At 69.9% G+C, this 16,725-nt stretch carries 11 protein-coding genes; 3 read left to right on the top strand and 8 right to left on the bottom strand.

The window, feature by feature from the left end:
* Positions 1-17: 17 nt before the first annotated feature.
* Complete coding sequence (locus EV657_RS11445) at positions 18-3,866, top strand: PAS domain-containing protein (RefSeq protein ID WP_134077947.1); 3,849 nt, start codon at positions 18-20, stop codon at positions 3,864-3,866.
* Between the two features lie 193 nt (positions 3,867-4,059).
* Here the strand turns inward: EV657_RS11445 and EV657_RS11440 are convergent, their stop codons facing one another.
* The 3 genes from EV657_RS11440 to EV657_RS11430 all read right to left on the bottom strand — a co-directional run bounded on the left by EV657_RS11440 (position 4,060) and on the right by EV657_RS11430 (position 7,371).
* Entirely contained in the window at positions 4,060-5,187 is a 1,128-nt protein-coding gene (locus EV657_RS11440) for an iron-containing alcohol dehydrogenase (protein ID WP_134077946.1), read from the bottom strand.
* Between the two features lie 2 nt (positions 5,188-5,189).
* Positions 5,190-6,674, bottom strand: coding sequence for a glycerol kinase GlpK (gene glpK, locus EV657_RS11435; protein ID WP_075785533.1), 1,485 nt, complete (start codon positions 6,672-6,674; stop codon positions 5,190-5,192).
* Positions 6,675-6,768: 94 nt separating this feature from the next.
* Positions 6,769-7,371, bottom strand: a complete 603-nt coding sequence (locus EV657_RS11430) for a TetR family transcriptional regulator (protein WP_113670506.1) — start codon at positions 7,369-7,371, stop codon at positions 6,769-6,771.
* Between the two features lie 186 nt (positions 7,372-7,557).
* Here EV657_RS11430 and EV657_RS11425 point away from each other — a divergent pair, with 186 nt between their 5' ends.
* Both EV657_RS11425 and EV657_RS11420 read left to right on the top strand, forming a co-directional pair.
* Entirely contained in the window at positions 7,558-8,757 is a 1,200-nt protein-coding gene (locus tag EV657_RS11425; RefSeq protein WP_134077945.1) for an efflux RND transporter periplasmic adaptor subunit, read from the top strand.
* A gap of 19 nt (positions 8,758-8,776) precedes the next feature.
* Entirely contained in the window at positions 8,777-11,881 is a 3,105-nt protein-coding gene (locus EV657_RS11420) for an efflux RND transporter permease subunit (RefSeq protein WP_134077944.1), read from the top strand.
* Between the two features lie 87 nt (positions 11,882-11,968).
* Here EV657_RS11420 and EV657_RS11415 read toward each other — a convergent pair whose 3' ends face one another.
* From EV657_RS11415 to EV657_RS11395, 5 genes are all read right to left on the bottom strand, one after another.
* A complete protein-coding gene (locus tag EV657_RS11415) occupies positions 11,969-13,006 on the bottom strand; it encodes a GGDEF domain-containing protein (protein ID WP_134077943.1) in 1,038 nt (345 codons plus the stop codon).
* Positions 13,003-13,590: a heme NO-binding domain-containing protein gene (locus tag EV657_RS11410; RefSeq protein ID WP_075785528.1), complete on the bottom strand. Its 588-nt coding sequence runs from the start codon at positions 13,588-13,590 to the stop codon at positions 13,003-13,005. The genes EV657_RS11415 and EV657_RS11410 overlap by 4 nt, the downstream gene beginning before the upstream one ends.
* 99 nt (positions 13,591-13,689) lie before the next feature.
* Positions 13,690-15,459 carry a DUF4153 domain-containing protein gene (locus tag EV657_RS11405; RefSeq protein WP_134077942.1) on the bottom strand — a complete coding sequence of 590 codons (1,770 nt, stop codon included), beginning with the start codon at positions 15,457-15,459 and terminating at the stop codon, positions 13,690-13,692.
* A 95-nt stretch (positions 15,460-15,554) separates the two neighbouring features.
* Positions 15,555-16,265, bottom strand: coding sequence for an HAD family hydrolase (locus EV657_RS11400; RefSeq protein WP_134077941.1), 711 nt, complete (start codon positions 16,263-16,265; stop codon positions 15,555-15,557).
* 91 nt (positions 16,266-16,356) lie between these two features.
* Complete coding sequence (locus EV657_RS11395; protein WP_075785525.1) at positions 16,357-16,632, bottom strand: DUF3572 domain-containing protein; 276 nt, start codon at positions 16,630-16,632, stop codon at positions 16,357-16,359.
* Positions 16,633-16,725: the final 93 nt, after the last annotated feature.

Raw genomic sequence — 16,725 nt, 5'->3', positions numbered from 1 at the left:
AGGTTCCGGAACGGCGTATGGATTCGACGCGTAACTCGTTTCACCGGTTGTTTGGAAACGCCGCAGCCCCCGCGCTCCTGATCGCACCGGACGGGCGGGTCCTGGCTGGCAACCCGGCGATGGCGCTGGCCCTCGGCCAGCCGCACCGCCCGCTTGCCCCGGTCCGGGCCGACGGGCTGGTCTGCGCGCAGGACGCGCCCCGCCTGACCGAAGCCTGCGCGGCGCTGCAGCGGCCCGGCACCGAACGGCTGCGGGCGCGCTTGGGGTTCCGGGCGGCCGACGGAACCGAACGGGTCTTCGACTGTTGCCTGCGCCCGGTCCCCGACGCCACCGGCGGGATCGAGGCGATCATTCTCGAAGCCGCCGCCCCGGACCGGCCCGCGCTGGCCGACACGCCGCCACCGCGCCCGGCGACCGGCGAGGGCATCCCCCCCGACCATCACGCCCGCGTCCTTCAGATCGCCGCCGAAACCGCCGGAGTGGGTCAGTTCTATTTCGATCTGGAACGGCGCCGGATGTGGGCCACCGACCCCTATTACCGGATGCTCGGCTTCGACCCCGGCGCGGTCGCGCTCGACTCGGCCTGGGTGCGCGCCCGCATCCATCCCGCCGATCTCGATGCGGCGGTGGCGGCCTTCGACCGCCTGGTGGCCGCCGAGGTGCCGCAGATCCGCCTGCGCTACCGGCTGCGCTGCCGCGACAATTCGTGGAAATGGGTCGAGGTCACCGCCCAGAGCTACCGGGCCGAGGATCCGGCCGTGCCCGCCATGATCTGCGGCAGCCTGATCGACATCACCGCGCACAAGGCTGCGGCGGCCGACCTGGCCGAGGCGCTGTCCGAGGCCGAATCCGCCCGTGGGATGCTGCAACGCACCGTGGCGCTGCACCGGGCCGCGACCGAAAGCGGCGGCATCGGCCCCTGGATGCTGGACCCCCAGACGCGGCTCGAAACCCGCAGCGACCATTTCTACCGCATCCTCGGTCTCGAACGCAGCGATCTTGCCGACGCGCAGGACAGCTTTCTGAGCCTCGTGCATCCCGAGGACCGCGCCGCCGCCATCGCCGGGATCGACGACCTGATCGCCGGGCGGCGCGAAAGCTATCATGCCGATTTCCGGGTCCGCCACCGCGACGGCTCGTGGATCTGGTGCGAATCGAGCGCCCGCCCGGTGCGCACCGCAGGCCCGGGCCGCCCGCCGGTGATCTGCGGCAGCCTCAAGGACATCACCGCGCGCAAACGGAACGAACAGCGTCTGGCCGAGGCGCTGGCCGAGGCCGAGGCCTCGCGCAATGCCGCCTGGGAGCGCGAGGAAATGCTGCGCACCTCGGCCTGCTCGGGCGGGATCGGCCATTGGGCGGTCTGCCCGGCCGAACAGACCGGCTGGGCCCCGGCCGAAACCTACCGTCTGCTGAACTACGCGCCCTGGGCCTTTGCCTCGACCGTCGAGAACTGGCACGCGCTGGTCCATCCCGCGGACCGCCCGGGCGCCGTGGCGGCCTTCGACGACATGCTGGCCGGGCGGACCGACACGCTGGTCCACGATCACCGCAAGCGCCATGGCGACGGCAGCTATCACTGGTACCGGTCGGTGGCGCGCAAGATCGACCGCTCGGCCCGCGGGCTGGCCGATCTGATCGCGGGCGCGATGATCCTGATCGACGAGACCAAGGAGCGCGAGCGCATGCTGGCCGAGGCCGCCGCCAGCGCGCGCCAGGCCGGGGCGCTGTTGCAGACCCTCGCCGACAACCTGCCCGGCGCGCTTTACGAGCGGCGGCAGGGGCCGGACGGGCGGATCCGGTTTCCCTACTTCAGCGCCCGCCTGCCCGAGCTGATGGGCGTGACCCGGACAGAGATCTCTGCCGATGGCGAGTGCATCTATGCCCGCATCCACCCCGAGGATCGCGACCGCATCCGCGAACGCCGCCGCGCCGACGATGCCGATGGCGACAAAAGCCGGTTCGAAGACCGGTTCCGGCTGCTGCATCCCCGGCACGGCATGCGCTGGATCCTGGTCTCGGCGGTGCGCTTCCAGGCGCCCGACGGCACCGAAAGCTGGTTCGGCAACCTGATGGACGTGACCGACAACATGGAGGCCGCGACCCGCGCCGCCGATGCCGCCCGGGCCGTGCGCGACGCCCATGAGCGGCTGCGCTCGATCGCCGACAACACCCCCGGCGGGATCTTCGAATACCGCCTGCTGCCCGACGGGCGCAGCGAGTTCCTGTATACCAGCGGCCAGTTCGACGAGCTGGTCGATACGCCGGTGACCCGGGCCGGCCATGCCCGGGCGATGGCCTTCGAGCAGATCGACCCCGAGGATCGCCCGGCCTTCATCGCCAGCATCCACGAAAGCGCCCGGCGGCTGACCGCCTGGCGTCGGCGGTTCCGGATCCGGACGGTCCGGCACGGCCAGCGCTGGCTGTCGGGCTCGGCCACGCCCCGGCGCGAGCCCGACGGGTCGGTCTGCTTCACCGGCCTGCTGCTGGACGTGACCCGCGACGTGCAGCGCGAGAACGAACTGAAATCGGCGCATCTGCTGGCCGACAGGATGCGCCGCGAGAACGAGCATCAGGCGATGCATGACGGGCTGACCGGCCTGCCCAACCGCCGCGCCTACGACCAGCAGCTGGCGGCCCGCCTGCGCGGCGCCGCCGAAGGCCGGGGCCCGCGCGACGGGGTGCTGATCCGCATGGATCTGGATCATTTCAAATATGTCAACGACACCCTGGGCCACGAGGCAGGCGACCAGGTGCTGATCCGGGTGGCCGAGGTCCTGCGCTACGCGCTGCGGCCCGCGGATTTCGCCGCGCGGATCGGCGGCGACGAGTTTTCGATCCTGCTCGGGGCCGGGGTCACGCCGGCCCAGGCGCGCGAGGCGGTCGAACGCATCCAGGCGCGGCTGGCCGCACCGCTGATGTATGGCGGGCGGCATTGCCGCTTCGGCGCGAGCTTCGGCATCGCCCATACCGAGGATCTGCGCGAGACCGGGGCCGAGCTGTCGCTGTTCGCCGATGCCGCGCTGTACCGCGCCAAGGAGGCGGGCCGGAACCGGATGGAATTCTTCACCTCCGACCTGCACCAGTCGATCCTGAACGACCGGCGCCTTGCGGCCGAGATCCAGGAGGGGCTCGAGCACGACGAGTTCGTGCCCTTCTTCCAGCCCCAGGTGTCGGCCGAGGACGGGCGTCTGGTGGGCGTCGAGACGCTCTTGCGCTGGCGCCATCCCCACAAGGGTCTGCTGGCGCCCGACGCCTTCATGCATGTGGCCGAACAGCTCAGGATCGTGCCCGAGATCGACCGCATCATGATGCAGAAGGCACGCGGCGCGCTCGATCGCTGGCAGGCGCAGGGGCTCAGGGTTCCCAAGATCAGCTTCAACGTCAGTTCCGGGCGGATGCATGACCCCGATCTGGTCTCGGGCGCGCTCGACATCGCCGCCACCGACACGCGGGTGACCTTCGAATTGCTGGAATCGATTCTGGTCGAGGAGGAAAGCGACGCCTTCCGCTTCCATCTCGAAAAGATCCGCGAGGCCGGGATCGATATCGAGATCGACGATTTCGGCTCGGGCCATGCCTCGATCATCGGGGTGATGCAGATCCGCCCCTCGGCGCTGAAGATCGACCGGCGCATCGTCTCGCCCGCCGCGCGCGACCCGCAGGCCCGCAACCTCGTGCGCGCCATTGTCGAGATCGCCGAAACGCTGGGCATCGGCACCGTGGCCGAGGGCGTCGAGACCCAGGCCCATGCCGACATCCTGCGCGGCATCGGCTGCAACGTGCTGCAGGGCTATCTGTTCGCCCGCCCGCTGAGCGAGGCCGATCTGGTGACCTACGCGCTGGATCAGACGCGCCAGACCGCCTGACCGGCCGACCGCCTGATCACCGGACGTGCCGTTCGCCGGACGTCCTGTTCGCAAGACTGCCCGGGCGACAGATTGGCGGACCGGCTAGACCCGACCGCCCCGCACCAGTCGCCCCGGACCAATCGGCCAGACCCGACCGGACCGAACAGACCGGCCCGAACAGACCGGCTTGCCCCGGCCGCCCCGGACCCGCTCAGGCCTCGGCCAACACCGCGGCCAGCGTCGCCGCCGAAAGTGGCACCGGATTGCCCTTCATCGAGGACGAGCCCAGCGCCTCGGCCGCCACCGCCGCGCGGTCCATCTCTGGCAAGGGCGGCAGGCCCGAGGCCGCGATCCAGTCCCCGAACCGGTCCAGCGCCTCCGCGCCCTGCCCGCCGAAGGCCGCGCCGATCCAGTCCAGGACCCGTTCGATCCGGGCGGGATCGCCCCCGGCCCCGGCCAGCGCCGCGCGGTTGGCGCGCAAAACCGGCACCAGCAAGCGGCCGCAGATCGCGCCATGGGCCGCCCCGGTCCGCCCGCCGATCACGCCCGCAAGCCCGTGCACCGCGCCAAGCCCGGCATTGGCCAGCGCCAGCCCGCCGGTGAGGCTGACCCGCGCCATCGCGTCCCGCGCCGCCGGGTCCTCGGCCGTCATCAGCCGCGGCAGCGCCGCCAGCCCCTCGGGGATCGCCGCGGCGCACAGCGCATCGGTCAGGGGCGTCGCGCGGCAGGACAGATAGGGCTCGATCACCTGCACGATGGCATCGAGCCCCGAGGCCAGCGTCACCGCACGCGGGCAGCCGTCGGTCAGGGCCGGATCGACCAGCGCCAGACGGGGCAGCATGCGGATATCGCGCAGGCTGACCTTGCGACCCGCCCCGGGCACCCCGATCACCGCGTTGCGCGTGGCCTCGGACCCGGTGCCCGCCGTGCTGGGCAGGGCCGCCAAGGGCAAGGGCGCGCGCGGCAGCGGCAGGCCCGCGCCCACCACCTCGAGATGGTCGAGCACCGGCCGGTCCGAGGGCACCAGCGCCGCCAGCGCCTTGCCCAGATCGATCACCGCACCGCCGCCGATGGCCACCACCGCCTCGGGCGCGAAGGCCCGCGCCTCGGCCAGCGCCGCCTCAAGCCCCGGCAGATCGGGTTCGCCCCGGCCGCGGATCTGGCAGACCGTGGCGCCCGCCCCGGCCAGATCGGCCGCGAGCCGGTCGGCAAAGGCCACCGACCCGCCGCGCACCAGAAGGATGCGCCGCCCCCAGCCCAGAAGCGCGGGCACCGCCTCGGCCGCCCGGCCCCGGCCGAAAACGATGCGCCCCGGCGCGGCGAAGTCGAAACCCGCCACGCTCAGACCGCCTGAACGGCCGCGACCGCGCGTTTCCAGCGGCCGTAGCGCGCCTCGCGCTCGTCTGCTTCCATCGCCGGGGTGAAGCTCCGGTCCAGCGCCCAGGTCTCGCCGAACTCGGCCATCGCCGGGTAAAGCCCCGCGCGCTGGCCCGCGAGCCAGGCCGCGCCCATCGCCGTCGTCTCCAGCACCTTCGGCCGGTCGACCGGGGCGCCCAGAATGTCGGCCAGGAACTGCATCGCCCAGTCCGACGCGCTCATGCCGCCATCGACGCGCAGCGCGGTATCGCCCTCGGCCGACCAGTCGGCCCGCATCGCCTCCAGCAGGTCGCGGGTCTGGTAGCCGACCGATTCAAGCGCGGCCCGGGCGAATTCGGCAGGCCCCGAATTGCGGGTCAGTCCGAAGACCCCGCCCCGGCAATCGGCGTTCCAGTAGGGCGCGCCGAGGCCCGTGAAGGCGGGCACCAGCACCAGGTCCTGACCGGGATCGGCCCGTTCCGCGAGCCCCTGCGTCTCGGCCGCCGAGCGGATCACCTGCAGCCCGTCGCGCAGCCATTGCACCACCGCGCCCGCGATGAAGATCGAGCCTTCCAGCGCATAGGTGCGCTTGCCGTCCATCTGATAGGCGATGGTGGTCAGCAGCCGGTTCTTCGAGACGACCGGCGCGTCGCCCGTGTTCAGCAGCGCGAAACAGCCTGTGCCATAGGTCGATTTCAGCATGCCGGGCGCGAAACAAGCCTGACCGATGGTCGCCGCCTGCTGGTCGCCCGCGATCCCCAGGATCGGGATCTCGCGGCCGAAAAGATCGGGCCGGGTCATGCCGAAGTCGCTGGCGCAGTCGCGCACCTCGGGCAGCATCGACATCGGGATGTCGAGCATCCGGCACATGTCCTCGGACCAGACCCCCTTGCGGATGTCGAACAGCATCGTGCGCGCCGCGTTGGTGGCGTCGGTCACATGCACCCTGCCCCCGGTCAGCCGCCACACCAGCCAGCTGTCGACGGTGCCGAAGGCCAGTTCGCCCGCCTCGGCCCGGGCCCGCGCGCCCTCGACAGTGTCGAGGATCCATTTGAGCTTGGTGGCCGAGAAATACGGGTCGAGCAGCAGCCCGGTGATCTCGGTCACCTGCGCCGCGCAGCCCTGCTCGCGCAGGTCCCGGCACAGATCGGCGGTGCGGCGGTCCTGCCAGACGATGGCATTATGCACCGGGCGGCCGGTGGTGCGGTCCCAGACCAGCGTCGTCTCGCGCTGGTTGGTGATGCCGATGGCGGCGATATCCTCCGGCCCCAGTCCGGCGCGCTCGATCACCTCGCGGCTGGTCCCCGCGGTCGAGGTCCAGAGATCGTCGGCATCGTGCTCGACCCAGCCGCTGGCCGGGTAATGCTGCTCGAATTCCTCCTGAGCGGTGGCGGTGACGGAAAGATCCGTGCCGAACAGGATGGCCCGGCTCGAGGTCGTGCCCTGATCGATGGCCAGGATATGCTTCATCGCGTTTGCCTCCTTGCGTCCTGCATTCGTTAACCAAGTGCTATCGCCAAACCGGCAGGACAGGAAGAGACAGGGGAAACCCGGCGCCGCGCGCTCAGACGCGACCGTCCGCGCCCGAGAGGAAGACATCGACCGCGAGGTCGATCCGCTCGCGGATGCTGCCGACCTCGTCGGCCACGCCGCAGCCCTTGCACAGCAGGTCTTCCAGCGTGCAGGGCAGCGCCATGTCCAGCAGCAGTTCGGCCGCCTTTCCGGTATCGCTCAGCCGGATCTCGCCGCGCTTGACGGCGCGGTCGAGTTCCTTGCGGATCTCGCGGCGGAAGGTGCGCGGCCCCTCCTCCAGCAGCAATTCGACCAGATCGGAGTCACTGGTCGCCTCGGCAAGGGTCGCGCGCAGCAATTCCAGCGGGGCCGCACAGATGCCCGGCGCCAGATCCGGCCCCAGCAGCCGACGCAGGCGATCCGGCAGCGGCAGCCCCAGATCCGGCGGATCGAGCGGCCGGACCACCCGGACCCGGAGCCGCCGCAGCACCCCCGCGAACAGCGCGGTCCGCCCGTCGAAGACCGCATAAAGCGTCCGCTTCGACATGCCGGCGGCGCCCGCCACCGCGGCCATCGTCGTGCCGGTCAGCCCCTGCTCCAGCAGCACCCGTTCGGCCGCATCCAGAATCACCGTCTCGCGTTCGAGAGCGGTCATCTGCAGCGGGCGGCCCCGCTTTGGTGCATCTTCGCATCGGTTCAAGGGCACTGTCCCCGGATTAAGGTTCCTGTCATATCGGCATTGCAGTTTGATGTTGCAGAAACGCGCGGAAGCAAATACCGAAACTCGCAGGTTTTGTAAATCCGTCCGACAGAATTCCACAGCCCCGAGAGGAGCTCCGCCATGCCGCGATCCTGTCCGCGACCCGTCCGGGCCGTCTTTCCCCTTCTTGCCGTGGTGCTGGCGCTCGGCGCGGCCGCGGCACAGGCGCAGGCCCCCGGAGGCGGCGGCGACCGCCCGCCGCCGGCGGTGACCGTGGTGACGCTGCATGCCAGCGACGTCACGCTCAGAACCCGGCTGCCCGGACGCGTGGTGGCCTCAGGCGTGGCCGAGGTGCGCCCGCAGGTGGCCGGCATCATCATCGACCGGCTCTTCGAGGAAGGCGCCGAGGTCAAACTGGGCGACGCGCTTTATACCATCGACCCGGCCTCCTACGAGGCGCAGGTCGCCGCGGCCAAGGCCTCGGTGGCCCAGGCCCAGGCCAATCTGAAGGCGGCCGAGAAGGACGCGAGCCGGGTCGAGGCGCTGCTCAATCGCAATGTCGCCAGCGAACAGACGGTGGACGACGCGGTCGCCCAGCGCGACTCGGCGGCGGCCGCGCTGCAGGTGGCCGAGGCCCAGCTTCTGACCGCGCAGATCGATCTGGAACGGACGACGATCAAGGCGCCGCTGTCGGGCACGGTCGGCCGGTCGCTGACCACCCGGGGCTCGCTTGTGACCGCCGGTCAGTCCACCCCGCTGGCGGTGATCCGCACGCTCGACCCCGTTTATGTCGACGTGACGATGTCCGCGGCCGAACTGGTGCGCTGGCGCCGCGGACATACCGAGACCGCGCTGGCCGATGCCGATGTATCGGTTCAGCTCAGCCTGCCCGATGGCAGCGCTTATGAACATGAGGGCATGCTGACCGCGGCCGAGCCCCATGTCGACGAACAGACCGGCGTGATCCTGCTCAGGATGAACTTCTCGAACCCCGAGGGGCTGCTGCTGCCCGGCATGTATGTGCAGGCCGAAATGCCCCAGGGCGTCGTGCCGAACGCGATCCTGGTGCCGCAGGAAGCCGTCGGCCGCGACACGCGCGGCCGCCCGACCGCGCTGGTCGTCACCCCCGACAACGTGGTCGAATCCCGCGTCCTGACCGTGCTGCGCGACAGCGGCACGGACTGGATCGTGACAGACGGCGTGGCCGATGGCGACCGGGTGATCGTCGCGGGGCTGCAGAAGGTCCAGCCCGGTGTGCCGGTGACCCCGCAGGAACGCGGCGCCGCGCCCGAGGGCGGCGACGGCCAGAACGACCAGGGCCAGCCGGCCCAAGGCAACTGATCGGCAGGGAACCCAAGTCATGGCCCGTTTCTTCATCGACCGCCCGGTCTTCGCCTGGGTCATCGCGATCCTGATCATGGGGATCGGCCTGCTGTCGATCTCGTCGCTGCCGATCGCGCAGTATCCGCAGATCGCGCCGCCGAACGTGACGGTGTCGGCCACCTATCCCGGCGCCTCGGCCGAGACCGTCGCCAACACCGTGACCCAGGTGATCGAACAGCAGATGACCGGCCTCGACGGGCTGCGCTACATCTCGTCCTCCTCGACCTCGGCCGGAACCTCCTCGATCGATCTGACCTTCGAGACCGGCACCGACCCCGACATCGCCCAGGTGCAGGTCCAGAACAAGCTGTCGCAGGCCACCGCGCTGCTGCCCGACACGGTGCAGCGCCAGGGCGTGACGGTGCGCAAGTCCTCGGCCAGCTTCCTGATGGTGGTCGCGCTGATTTCCAAGGACGGGTCGCTCGAACAGGTCGATCTGTCGGACTACATGGAATCGAACCTCGTCGACGAATTCGCCCGGATCCAGGGCGTGGGCGAGGTCCAGGTGTTCGGCGCGCAATACGCGATGCGGATCTGGCTCGACCCGTCCAAGCTGGCCGCCTATGACATGACGCCCGGGGACGTGGTCTCGGCAGTCTCGGCGGAAAACGCGCAGATCTCGGCCGGCGCCTTCGGCGAACTGCCCGCGCCCGAAGGCCAGCAGCTGAACGCCACGATCACCGCGCAGTCGCTTCTGTCGACGCCCGAGGATTTCGAACAGATCGTGCTGCGCGCCGAAACCGACGGGGGACTTGTTTTACTGAAGGATGTCGCCCGGGTCGAAATCGGTGCCGAGGACTACTCGACCATCGCCAACCGCAACGGCCAGCCCGCGGCGGGCATGGCGATCCGGCTGGCCTCGGGCGCCAACGCGCTCGACACCGCCGAACGGGTCAAGGCGAAGATCGAGGAATTCTCCGAGTTCTTTCCCGAAAACGTCGAATATGTGATCCCCTTCGACACCACCCCCTTCGTGAAGATCTCGATCGAAGAGGTGGTCAAGACGCTGTTCGAGGCGATCATCCTCGTGTTCCTGGTGATGCTGCTGTTCCTGCAGAACATCCGGGCCACGCTGATCCCCACGCTTGCGGTGCCGGTGGTGCTGCTGGGCACGTTCGGCATCCTGTCGATCTTCGGCTATTCGATCAACACGCTGACCATGCTGGCCATGGTGCTGGCCATCGGGCTTCTGGTCGATGACGCCATCGTCGTGGTCGAGAACGTGGAACGGATCATCGAGGAAGAGGGCCTGACGCCGCGCGAGGCCACGCGCAAGTCGATGGGCCAGATCACCGGCGCGCTGGTCGGCATTGCGCTGGTGCTGTCGGCGGTGTTCATTCCGATGGCCTTCTTCGGCGGCTCGACCGGGGTCATCTACCAGCAATTCTCGGTGACCATCGTCTCGGCAATGGGTCTGTCGGTGCTGGTCGCGCTGACCCTGACGCCCGCGCTTTGCGCCTCGATCCTGCGCTCGAAGGATGCGGTCCACACCCATCGCGGCCCGTTCGGCTGGTTCAACATCTTCTTCGAGAAGCTCGCCGGAGGCTACGGGTCCACCGTGGGCTGGATCGTGCGGCGGCCGCTGCGGGTGGGGGTGGTCTATCTCGCGCTGGCCGCGGTGATGGCGCTGCTCTTCGTCCGGACGCCGACCGGCTTTCTGCCCGACGAGGATCAGGGCATCCTCTTCACGCTGGTCCAGGGACCGACCGGTGCCAGCGCCCAGCGCACCGAGGAGGTTGCCAGGCAGATCCAGAACCACTTCCTGACCGCCGAGGCCGACAACGTCGACTCGGTCTTCACGGTCGTCGGCTTCTCCTTCGCAGGCCAAGGGCAGAACATGGGGATCGGCTTCGTCCAGCTCAAGGACTGGGACGACCGGCAGGACCCGTCGCAAAGCGTGCAGGCCATCGCCGGGCGTGCCTTCGGCGCCTTCAGCCAGATCCAGGACGCGATGGTGTTCCCGATCGTGCCGCCCTCGGTGATCGAGCTTGGCAACGTCTCGGGCTTCGACTTCTACCTGCAGGCCCGCAGCGGCCAGAGCCACGAGGAATTGCTGGCCGCGCGCAACCAGCTGCTGGGCATGGCCGCGCAAAGCCCGCTGATCGGATCGATCCGGCCCAACGGGCTGGAGGATGCGGCCCAGTTCAATCTGGATATAGATTGGCGCGCAGCCGGTGCGATGGGGCTGTCGGCGACCGATGTGGGCAATCTGCTCTCGGTCGCCTGGGCGGGGCAATACGTCAACGATTTCGTCGACCGCGGACGGATCAAGCGGGTCTATGTCCAGGGCGAGCCCGATGCCCGGGCGACGCCCGAGGACATCGAGCTGTGGCGGGTGCGCAACGACTCGGGCGGGCTGGTGCCCTTCTCGAACATCTCGACTGCCAGCTGGGATTTCGGCCCCCAGGGCCTGAACCGCTATAACGGCATGCCCTCGATGCAGCTGCAGGGCTCGCCCGCCGAGGGCGTGACCACCGGCGAGGCCATGGCCGAGATGGAGCGGCTGGCCAGCCAGCTGCCGCCGGGCTTTGCCATCGCCTGGACCGGGCTCTCGCTGGAAGAGCGCGAATCCGGCAGTCAGGCGCCCTTGCTTTACACGCTGTCGCTGGCGGCGGTGTTTTTGTGCCTCGCCGCGCTTTACGAAAGCTGGGCGATCCCCTTCGCGGTGATGCTGGCCATGCCGATCGGGGTTCTGGGGGCGCTTCTGGGGGCCTGGCTCGGGCATTTCGAGAACGGAGTGTTCTTCCAGGTGGCGCTGCTGACGGTGATCGGCCTGACCGGCAAGAACGCGATCCTGATCGTGGAATTCGCGCGCGACCGGCAGGAGGCGGGCGACAGCCTGTTCGAGGCCATCGTTCAGGCCGCGCAACAGCGGTTCCGCCCGATCATCATGACCTCGATGGCCTTCAGCCTCGGCGTCCTGCCGCTGGTGCTGAGCTCGGGCGCGGGCTCGGGCGGGCGCAACGCCATCGGCTCGGGGGTTCTGGGCGGGACGCTCAGCGCGACCATCCTCGGGGTGCTCTTCGTGCCGCTCTTCTATACCGCGATCCGCAAGATCGCCGGGGGCAAGATGGCCAAGTAGCGGCGCGCCCGCCCCCAGGACAACGAAACGCCCGGCCGCAGGACCGGACGTTTTTTCATGGGCCGGGAACCGGTCCGACCCGTCCGGTCAGCCGGTGTCGCCGTTGGCCGACCGGCGCCGTTCCAGCCAGTCGTCGTAGAAGGTCACGCGGCCCCGGCCCCGGCGCTTGGATTCGTAAAGCGCGATATCGGCTTCCTGCAGCAGCACCTCGGGCGAGGGATGGCGTTGCCGGGTCGCCAGCGCGATTCCGATGCTGGCCGAGATCCGGCATTCGGTCTCCTGCACCTGCATCGGCTGTTCGAGCCGCGCGATCAGCCGCGCGGCATTGTCCGACAGCTTCGCCCTGTCGGTGAAATCGACCATCAGGATCACGAATTCGTCGCCGCCGACCCGCGCCACCACATCGCGGCCGCGGCAATGGCCGCGCAGCACCGCGGCCACCGCCCGCAGCACGGCATCGCCCGCGGCATGGCCATGGCTGTCATTGACCGCCTTGAACAGATCGAGGTCCAGCTGCAGCAGCGCAAAGGGCAGCCCGCTGGCCGAAAGCCGCATCAGCGCCTCGTCGAAGGCGCGCCGGTTGGCCAGCCCGGTCAGCGTGTCGGTCGCGGCCTCCACCTCGGCGGTGACGCGGGCCCCGTTCAGCCGCAGCGCCAGCCGCCGCAATTCGCCCGCGACGGCGGTCTTGGCCTCGTTGAGATACAAGAGCTCGACCGCCAGGTCGGTCGGTGCGAAATCGGACAGGGTCAGGTCGAACCGCCCGACCGCCTCGATCAGCGAGATCCCGAGCGACAGGTTCAAAAGCGCCGCCCCGCCGGGCAAGGGCACCACCAGCCCCTTCAGGGCGATCTCGGGCACCGCGTTCAGGGTGAATTTCAGCGCCACCCCCTGCATCCGCAACAGCTCTTCCAGCCGCATCGTCGGGCGCGGCCGGCGCAGGGTCACGACCTCGGTCCAGGGCCGCAGGGTCACCGGCCCTCCGGCCAGCCGCGGCAGGGTCGGTCCGGTGCGGACCACATCGCCGGTGGCGCTGATCCAGACATGCATCGGCATCAGCCGGTCGAGCGAGGCCCCGGGCAAGCCCAGCACGCGGTCGCGCGGCCGGGGATCGAGCGGCAGGTTCATGCCATCGGCCCTTTCAGCGAGAAACTGCGCCCGGCCGAGAAGGAGGTATCCAGCAGGCGCACCCCGAGAAGCCCGCCATCGGGCCGCTCTTCCAGCGGGTCGAGCAGGACCAGCGCGCCGTAATCGTCCGCCATCGCCCGCAACAGGCCCTGCAGGATATAGAAGGCCTCGGGCCAGCCGCCGCGACAGTCGAGCTTGAACCCGTCCGAGACGTCTTCGGCCAGGCGCAGCTCGGGCAGGTCGAGATCGGGCACCGCCAGCCGGGCGCGGTCGGGCAAGTCCTCGAGCGAGAACAGGAACTCGAGAAATGTCTCGCCGCCGAAGCGCAGCAGGCGGCGGACCGGTTCCAGCGCGCGATGCGACACGAGATAGGTACCCAGGTCTTCCAGCAGCATGGCGCGCGGCAGACACAGCCGGGCGCTGGCCGCGATCAGAAGCGCATCGGTGGTCTTGTCGTCATAGCTCAGCATCGACTCGAAGGCATGGCGTTCCAGCCCGGCATCGCGCACAATCTCTCCCCACACCTGACGGCCGTAGGTGTCGGCAAGAAAGAAATGAATAGCGCGATTGATCAGCCCGTGCATACGAACTGGCCCACTCCTGGATGATTGGCCTGGGCGATCCTCAGCGCGCCGCCTTAAGAAATGGCAAATGAAACCGAACTGCCGCTGCGGCACCTGGACTTAACGACCGAAAAACAGGGTCCGGCCCTCGACCTCGACCGCGTTCAGGCGCATCGGCCGCAGGTCGTAGCGCCCCGCCAGCAGGGCGTCGATGGCCGCCGCCGCGTCGCGGTAAAGATCGTCGCCGCCGACATAATCGGGACTGCGCATCGAAAAACTGTCGCCATCGGCGAAATAGGCGCGCAGCAAGGGACCCTCGCCCGGGCCTTGCGCCAGAATGACGATCTCGTCGCCGGGCCGGTCCTGGGAAAGATCGGCCAGCAGCGCGACGCAGGCCGGGTTGCCCTGGGGCGTGCGCGCCTTGCAGGCCTTGCCGATCTGCTGCAGCTCCCAGGACCGCAGGCTCGACAGGAACCCCTCGGGCAAGGCCGCCCCGGCCGGGCGCACCGGCAGCGTCCGGGCCAGAGCGGCCCGGTCGGCCGCACTATCCGCGCCGCGCCGCGCCAGTTCGAAATCGGCGCGGGTCTCGGCGGCGTCCAGCGCCGCAAGCTGTTCGGCCAGCTTCGGGTCCCCCCCGGCCCGCTCTGCCAGCCGGTCGAGCGCCGCACGCCCGGCCCGGCCCCAGTCATGGCCCAGAGTCCAGAGATCGAGCCCGTCGGCCGCGACCCGGCCGCTGTCATACCGCGCCAGCTGGTTCGCGGCCGAGATCCGCTGCGGGTCGAACACGGGCGTCAGAAGCGCCGCCGCCAGTGCCGCCGCCGCCAGCGCCATGCCTACATTGACCCGCCGCACCCGGGCCGCCCAGCCCGGCGCCCTGAGCACGGCCCCCGCATGGCCCAGCCCGTAGCCCATCGCCAGCACCGCCAGCGCGGCCGCCAGCAGCCGGTCCGGCGTCGCGCCGTACTGGCGCAGCCGCATCGCGATGGCGATGCCCGCAAGCCCGGCAAGAAACGGCAGCAGCAGCGCCAGAAGCCGCGCGCTCCAGCCGGTCACGGCGCCAAGGCGCAGCCGGTCGTCGGCGGCATCGGCGGCCGACGAGATCAGCGTGACCGATCCGAAGACCATCGCCATCAGGATCGAGGCCGCCGAAAGCCCTCCGAACAGCTGCCCGATCCCCCGCGCCGGAAGTGCTGCCAGAAACACCGCGACCACCGCCAGAACCACCGGCAGCAGCAGCCGGAAGAGGCCCAGCACCAGATCGGGCGAGACGTAATCGGACCGCTCGCCCACCACCGCCAGCGCAACCCCCAGCGTCAGCCCGGTTACCAGATAAGGCACCGCCTCGAAATCGAGCAGCCACTCGATGACCCCGATGCCGACCAGCCCGAACAACGCATTCGACAGAAAAAGGATGCCCCAGACCAGGCCGACGAAAAGCCAGGCCGCGGCCATCCGCACCACGATCTGCCAGGCCCGGGTGAACAGCGCCGCATAGTCGAACCAGCGCCCCCCGGGCGACAGCCCCGCGATCGCGAAGGGCGTCGCCAGCACCAGCAGCGCCGCGAAAGCGGGCACCGCCACAGCGTCTCCCAGAAAGGCCGCGACCGTATCGAAGCGGAGGCTCGCCCAGGTCAGCAGCCCCGCCAGCGGCAGCCCCAGACCGGCGGCTGCGCCCAGCGCCCGCCCCGGCCGCAGCGCCCCGACCATCGCCAGCCCCGCCCCGAAGAAGACCGTCCCGAAGGCCGCCAGAAACAGATGCAGCCGGGCGAGCCCCATCGCCGCCATGGGCTGAGGCAGGACGCCGAAGAGGACCCAGGCCGCAAGCCCGGCCAAGGCGCCCAGACCGCCCAGCATCCACCGCCCCTGACTGGCCTCTGCCGCTTCTGCCATCGCTGCCTCCGTTCAGACTGTCGGGCGAGCATAGCGCCGCCCCCTGCCCCCGGCCAGACCGCCGGACGCAGCACCGCCGGACGCAGCCCCGCCGCTCAGGCGGACCCGGCGCCCAGCCGGTCCAGATAGGCGGGCAAGGCGCCGATATCGGGCAGCACGACGCCCGCAAGATCGCTGAGATCCTCGGCGCAGGCGGTGCCGGTCAGCACCGCGGCGGTCGCGGCGCCCGCGGCGCGCCCGGCGGCCAGATCGAAGCGGCTGTCGCCCACCATGAGCACCTCGGCCGGGCGGCGGCCCGTCGCCTCGGCAAAGGCCAGCACCTGCCCCGGCCCGGGCTTGGCCCCGTGCCCGCTGTCGAACCCCGCGACGAAATCGAAGGCCCGGCGCACGCCCGCCGCCTCGAGCTGGGCCAGCGCCGGGGCCTCGGCATCGTTGGTCGCGACCCCAAGCGCCAGGCCGCGCGCCGCCAGTCCCGACAACAGCGGCCCCAGATCGACCGCCGGCACCATCGGCGCCTGGGCCGAGGCCTCGGTCAGATAGGCGCCCAGCGCCGCATCGGTCCAGCCCGGCAGATAGGGCCGCATCAACCGCACCACATCGTCGGCCGTGCCCGCGACCACCGGGCTTTCAGGCCGGAACCGCGCCGCGCAAAGATCGAAGCCCAGCGTACCGGCCAGCGCCGCGCGGCGCGCCGGATTGCCGCCCGAAAGCTCGGTCAGAAGATCCAGAGCCCAGCCCGCCCAGCTGCGCTGGAAATCGAAAAGCGTCCCGTCCTTGTCGAAAAGGACTGCCGAAATCTTGCCCATGCCGGTTCCTGTCTGCCCCGGCCCGTTCTGCGGGTCCAAAAGCCCGGCCGCAAGCATTTCCGGACGCAAAAGCAATGAAAAAACCCTGCCGTCAGGTCCAGTGCGGATCGGCACCGCCCGGGAGCCCGGCACGCGCCTTCAGCACCGCCTCGCCCGGCAGGCCCGCGGCCTGACAGAATCGCAGGACCCAGGCATCGTCCAGCAAGATAAAGTCCAGAACCGACGCCAGAAAGTCGGTTTCCGACGCCCGGCTGCGCAGATCTTCAGCGCTCGCTCCGGTTGCCCCAAGGAAAACCGGCAACAGATCGTCGTCGCCGACCAGCCAGGCCAGCGCCTCAAGGGCCACAGTCTCGGCAAAAACTTGCATGGGATCACACTCTGCAGAAGGTTAAAGGGTTTGTTAACGAATACGTCTCAAAGATGAACCCCGAAAACAGAGTAAATGGTTCCCAAACGCCAG

This window comes from Rhodovulum visakhapatnamense (genome assembly GCF_004365965.1).
Taxonomy (GTDB): Bacteria; Pseudomonadota; Alphaproteobacteria; order Rhodobacterales; family Rhodobacteraceae; genus Rhodovulum; species Rhodovulum visakhapatnamense.
The sequence above is the reverse complement of the archived record's forward strand: the minus strand, read 5'-3'. Positions and strand labels throughout refer to the sequence as shown.

What these genes read in the sequence shown, in the direction of transcription:
- EV657_RS11445 (WP_134077947.1), top strand. Translation starts at nt 18, where the DNA reads ATGGATTCGACGCGTAACTCGTTTCACCGGTTGTTTGGAAACGCCGCA.
- glpK (WP_075785533.1), bottom strand. Translation starts at nt 6,674, where the DNA reads ATGAAGCATATCCTGGCCATCGATCAGGGCACGACCTCGAGCCGGGCC.
- EV657_RS11430 (WP_113670506.1), bottom strand. Translation starts at nt 7,371, where the DNA reads ATGACCGCTCTCGAACGCGAGACGGTGATTCTGGATGCGGCCGAACGG.
- EV657_RS11425 (WP_134077945.1), top strand. Translation starts at nt 7,558, where the DNA reads ATGCCGCGATCCTGTCCGCGACCCGTCCGGGCCGTCTTTCCCCTTCTT.
- EV657_RS11420 (WP_134077944.1), top strand. Translation starts at nt 8,777, where the DNA reads ATGGCCCGTTTCTTCATCGACCGCCCGGTCTTCGCCTGGGTCATCGCG.
- EV657_RS11415 (WP_134077943.1), bottom strand. Translation starts at nt 13,006, where the DNA reads ATGAACCTGCCGCTCGATCCCCGGCCGCGCGACCGCGTGCTGGGCTTG.
- EV657_RS11410 (WP_075785528.1), bottom strand. Translation starts at nt 13,590, where the DNA reads ATGCACGGGCTGATCAATCGCGCTATTCATTTCTTTCTTGCCGACACC.
- EV657_RS11405 (WP_134077942.1), bottom strand. Translation starts at nt 15,459, where the DNA reads ATGGCAGAAGCGGCAGAGGCCAGTCAGGGGCGGTGGATGCTGGGCGGT.
- EV657_RS11400 (WP_134077941.1), bottom strand. Translation starts at nt 16,265, where the DNA reads ATGGGCAAGATTTCGGCAGTCCTTTTCGACAAGGACGGGACGCTTTTC.
- EV657_RS11395 (WP_075785525.1), bottom strand. Translation starts at nt 16,632, where the DNA reads ATGCAAGTTTTTGCCGAGACTGTGGCCCTTGAGGCGCTGGCCTGGCTG.